Origin of the sequence: Streptomyces roseochromogenus subsp. oscitans DS 12.976, assembly GCF_000497445.1 — a bacterium.
Classification (GTDB): Bacteria; Actinomycetota; Actinomycetes; order Streptomycetales; family Streptomycetaceae; genus Streptomyces; species Streptomyces oscitans.
The window spans coordinates 7,455,095-7,459,874 of record NZ_CM002285.1; the positions used below are offsets into that span (position 1 = coordinate 7,455,095).

Sequence of the window (4,780 nt, forward strand, 5' to 3'; positions counted from 1 at the left end):
GTCCCTGATCGGCGCGGAGGCCGAGCCGGCGCTGCGCGAGGTGCTGGACGATCCGGAACTGGGCGGCCTGGCCCGCGTGTGGCTGAGCGAACAGGGTGCCGCCGGGGTGCCGGCGCCGTCCGAGGAGCTGGTGTTCTGGCTGACCATCGACACGGTGGCCGCGCAGCTCGCCGCCGAGGGCAACTCCGAGGAGCTGCAGGCCCTGGTGGAGGGGCTGGCCGCGCAGCACAGCGGCTTCTTCTCGGCGGCCTGGCGGGTGGAGCACCCGGCCACCGCCGATGTGCTGGAGGCGATGGGACGGCTGCACCCGGACAAGAAGGTGGCCAAGGAGGCACGGAAGGCGGCCTTCAAGGCGCGGTCCCAGCAGGGCGGTTGAACGTCACTTGAGCCGGTCATGGGGCAGTGCATACGGATTCTTGAACAAGGGTCTCTGAAGTAGACCGCTGTTCAACTCCTGTTCAAGGTGTGGCGAGAGCGTGTGCGCCGAACCGAGGTCCGCCACCCTCCACGGCACTCCCACCGTCTCAGGAGACACACCATGTCGCTCACCCGCAGGGACTTCGCCAGGAAATCCGCGATCACCGGTGCCGGGGTCGCCCTGGCGGGCAGCGTCGGCGCGCTCGCCACCGCCCCGAACGCCCTCGCCGCGACCGACATCGACAGCACCGATGAGGGGCCGGCGCACGGAGGCGAAGGTGGCCACCACGGCGTCGGCTACGGCCCGTTGATCGCCGATCCTGACGGCGTCCTCGCCCTGCCCGCGGGCTTCACGTACGAGATCATCACCTACAGCGGCAAGACCAAGCTGGAGTCCGGCGAGTTCACGCCGTCCAACCACGACGGCACCGCAGCCTTCGACGGCCCCCGCGGCACCACCCTCCTGGTCAACAACCACGAGCTGGCCGGCGCCCGCGCCCAGTGGCCGCACCCGGTCCCGCTCACCGAGGGCCTCGTCTACGACCCGGGGGCCGCCGGCGGCTGCACCGTCGTCGAGGTCCGCCGCGGCGGCGAGGTCGCCGAGTGGGTGGGCATCGCCGGCACCGCCACCAACTGCGCGGGCGGCAGTACCCCCTGGGGTACCTGGCTCACGTGCGAGGAGACCGAGGACAAGGCCGGCCGATACGGCTTCACCAAGGACCACGGCTATGTCTTCGAGGTCGACCCCGAGGACCGCCGGGCCAACCGCGACCCCGAGCCGATCAAGGCCCTCGGCCGCTACGCCCACGAGGCCGTCGTCGTCGACCCCAAGCGCGGCCACCTCTACCTCACCGAGGACGCGGCCGGCCCCAACGGCCTGCTCTACCGCTGGACCCCGCTGGAGGGCTTCCGGCACGGCCGCGGCAGGCTGCGCACCCTCGCCGACGACGCGGGCGCGCTCCAGGCCTTCAAGTGCTTCGACTCCGGCGGCAAGTTCGTGGACGACCTCTCCCGCGCCACGAGGATCGGCACGGTCTACGGCGTCGACTGGGTGGACGTCCCCGACCGCGACGCGAAGACCGTGCCGGTGCGCAAGCAGTTCACCGACGGCCAGATCACCCGCGCCCGCAAGCTGGAGGGCATGTGGTGGGCCGACGGCGGCGCCTACATCGTCTCCTCCTACGCCCGCGCGGAGAGCCCGGTCCAGCACGACGGCCAGGTGTGGTTCTACGACCCGGGGCGCCGCACCCTCACCCTGAAGGTCCTGTTCGGCGTGAACCCCGACCCCGCCGAGGACGGAGCCTTCGACGGCCCGGACAACATCACCGTCTCGCCGTACGGCGGCCTCGTCATCGCCGAGGACGGCGAGGGCGTCCAGCACCTGTTCGGCGCCACCGAGACCGGCCGCACCTACCCCATCGCCCGCAACGAACTCAACATCGGCACCGAAGCGGCCCCGGAATACAGCGAGTTCACCGGCGTCACCTTCTCACCCGACGGGAAGACCCTGTTCGCCAACATCCAGACCCCCGGCATCATGCTCGCGATCACGGGGCCGTGGAAGCGGCAGAAGCGGTAACCGCTGAAGACCACCGGCTTGCCGGGGCCGAGATGCGGCCGGTGCGGGCCGGGTTCGGTATCGGGTCCAAGGAGCGCCTCGGCGGCGAGCCGGCGCTGAACGCCTGCAGTGCCCTGTTCCAGCCCCGGGAGGGCTTGCTCCGCCGGGCTCGCGGTCGACACGACGCATCTGGCCGTAGATCGCACATCCCTACGATCCGTGCGTCTATTCTCACGCTGAGTAGTCAATACGGACGTCACACTCAGCTGAGAAAGGGTCGAACCATGCGCAAGTTTCAACGCGCCGCACTCGTGGCCGCGGTGGTCGCGGGGCTGTCCGGCTACGGCGCCGGCGCCGGCTTCGCCGACGACGACGATGGTCCGCACCAGGTCACCGCGGTGGCTTCCGCCGAGGCCAACGCCGTGGTCGTGGCGGCTCCGCCGCACAAGCATCCGCACCCGGAGGAGGACCACGACCACAACAAGCCGACGGAGCACGAGCACAAGCATCCGGGCGGGAAGCACGACCACAAGGACGAGGGGGCGAAGCCGGGTCACAAGGAGGACGAGCCGAAGCCCGGGCACAAGGACGATGGCGTGAAGCCGGAGCATGAGCACCACCAGACGAAGCCCGGGCACAAGCACCACGGAAAGAAGCACCAGCACAAGCACCACGGGAGGAAGCCCGGGCACAAGCACCACGGGAAGAAGCACCAGCACAAGCACCATGGGAAGAAGCACGAGCACAAGCGTTTCTCCCGCACCTGGGTATCCGTGAGCACCTCGGTTGGGTGAGAGGCCGGATCGTCGGCGCCCGGAGGCCGTGAGGCGCCCGCCGGAAGTCCAGGGGCGGCGGCGGTCGGCGGGCGGGGCCATGATGGCGGTGTGCCCTGTCCTCCGACGCCCGGCCCGGCCGAAGGCCCCGGCCGCCTAGAGTCGGCCCCTACGCCCCGGACCGCCGTGGCCTGGCTTCCCCCGGCCGAACTCTGGCCCGCCATCCAGCGCATCCGCGTCGTACACGACCCGCAGATCCGCCGCTGGCCACCCCATGTGAATCTGGTCTACGGCTTCGTACCGGAAGAGGACTTCCCAGCGGCGCTCCCGCTGTTGGCCGCCGCGGCCGCGGGGTGCGAGCCGTTCGGTATCCGGCTCAGCGGGGTCCATGCCTTCCGTCACCGGTCCTATGCCACTGTGTGGCTCGACCCCGCCGCGGCCGGCGTCGAGCCCTGGACGGAGCTGCGGCGCGCGCTGGCGGAGCCGTTCCCGTACTGCACGGAGCACTTCCCGCGCTTCATCCCGCACCTCTCGCTCGGCCGCACGCGCGCTCCGCGCGTTCTCGCGGCTGAATGCGCCGCCCGGCTCGGCGTGCTGCAGGCGCGGGTGACCGAGATCGAACTGCTCTCGCGCCGCGGTGACGGCCCGATGCGGTCGCGGGCCACGATCAGCCTGGGCACCGGCGACGTGCGCCGCCACCTCGGATCGGACCCGGGGCCGTCCTCGGCGGATGCTCGGTAGGCTGCGGAGAGGATCCCCGGTTGGCAAGGAGTATCTGGATGCCGCAGGTCAGACCCATGCGCGCGGATGCTCGGCGCAACTACGAGCGGCTGCTGAAGGCGGCGGTGGCGGCCTTCGCCGAGCACGGGGAGAACGCGTCGCTCGATGACATCGCCAAGCGTGCGGGCGTCGGCGCGGGCACGCTCTACCGGCACTTTCCGACCCGGCAGGAGCTGCTGGAGGCCGCGTACGTGGACCACTTCCAGGCGCTGGGGGCGCGGGCCGGGGAGCTGGCGCGGGAGTTGTCGCCGGGGGAGGCGCTCATGGCGTGGCTGAACGAGCTGTGTGTGGCCACGATCCAGGTGCGGGGGCTGAAGTCCCTGCTGGGCTCGGCGGTCGCGGATGGTGGTTCGGTCGCGAGGACGGCGTGTGGTGCGTCGGTGCAGGGGGCGGCGGCTCGGCTGGTGGAGGCGGCGCAGCAGGAGGGGGTCCTGCGGGCCGACCTGGAGCCGATCGAGGTGCTGCGGCTGGCGCACGGGGTGGCTACGGCGTCGGAGCTGGCGGACGGCCAAGGGCGGGAGATCCAGCGGTATCTGACGCTGCTGGTGGAGGGACTGCGGCCCCAGCAGGCGGGCGGCTAGTGCCGCCCGCTGCGGCGGGCGGTGGTTTACAGGGCTCTTGCTCCCGGCTCCATCATGTTTCGGACGGTGCGGGCCTTCACGAAGTCGCCCATGGCTGTCATGTCCCACTCGCCGGAGAACTGGCGGATGAGCTTGGCCATCATCACGCCGGTCTGAGGCTCGGCGTGGGTGAGGTCGAAGCGGACCAGTTCCTCGCCGGTGGCGGCGTCCACCAGGCGGCAGTACGCCTTGGCCACCTCCGTGAACTTCTGGCCGGAGAAGGAGTTCACCGTGAAGACCAGGCCGGTGACCTCCTGGGGGAGACGGCCGAGGTCGACCGTGATCACCTCGTCGTCGCCCGCGCCCTCCCCGGTGAGGTTGTCGCCGGAGTGCCTGATCGCGCCGTTCAGGATCGTCAGCTTGCCGAAGTAGCAGCTGTCGATGGGGTTGCGCCGCGGGCCGTAGGCGATGACCGAGGCGTCCAGGTCGATGTCCTTGCCGCGGAACGCGGGCTCCCAGCCGAGCCCCATCCGCACCTGGGAGAGCAGCGGCCGTCCGCCCTTGACCAGGGACACGGTCTGGTTCTTCTGCAGGCTGACCCGGCCCTTGTCCAGATTGATCTTCCCGGCGCCGGGCACCGGGGCGGGCGGCGCCGACGGCACCGGCGGGGCGGGCGGGGTGACCGGGGTCTG

At 71.1% G+C, this 4,780-nt stretch carries 5 protein-coding genes and 1 pseudogene; 5 read left to right on the forward strand and 1 reads right to left on the reverse strand.

Going from position 1 to position 4,780, the window contains the following annotated elements:
* The 5 genes and pseudogenes from M878_RS49455 to M878_RS81850 all read left to right on the forward strand — a co-directional run.
* Window positions 1-376, forward strand: a pseudogene (locus M878_RS49455) (hypothetical protein); the annotation flags it as partial.
* A gap of 162 nt (window positions 377-538) precedes the next feature.
* Window positions 539-1,996: an alkaline phosphatase PhoX gene (locus tag M878_RS81835; protein WP_023551640.1), complete on the forward strand. Its 1,458-nt coding sequence runs from the start codon at window positions 539-541 to the stop codon at window positions 1,994-1,996.
* A 263-nt stretch (window positions 1,997-2,259) separates the two neighbouring features.
* A complete protein-coding gene (locus tag M878_RS97855; RefSeq protein ID WP_023551641.1) occupies window positions 2,260-2,769 on the forward strand; it encodes a hypothetical protein in 510 nt (169 codons plus the stop codon).
* Between the two features lie 165 nt (window positions 2,770-2,934).
* A complete protein-coding gene (locus M878_RS81845; protein WP_023551642.1) occupies window positions 2,935-3,489 on the forward strand; it encodes a 2'-5' RNA ligase family protein in 555 nt (184 codons plus the stop codon).
* A 38-nt stretch (window positions 3,490-3,527) separates the two neighbouring features.
* Complete coding sequence (locus M878_RS81850) at window positions 3,528-4,109, forward strand: TetR/AcrR family transcriptional regulator (RefSeq protein WP_023551643.1); 582 nt, start codon at window positions 3,528-3,530, stop codon at window positions 4,107-4,109.
* A 26-nt stretch (window positions 4,110-4,135) separates the two neighbouring features.
* Here the strand turns inward: M878_RS81850 and M878_RS81855 are convergent.
* Window positions 4,136-4,780: TerD family protein (locus tag M878_RS81855; protein ID WP_023551644.1), on the reverse strand; the 645-nt coding region annotated here is incomplete at its 5' end.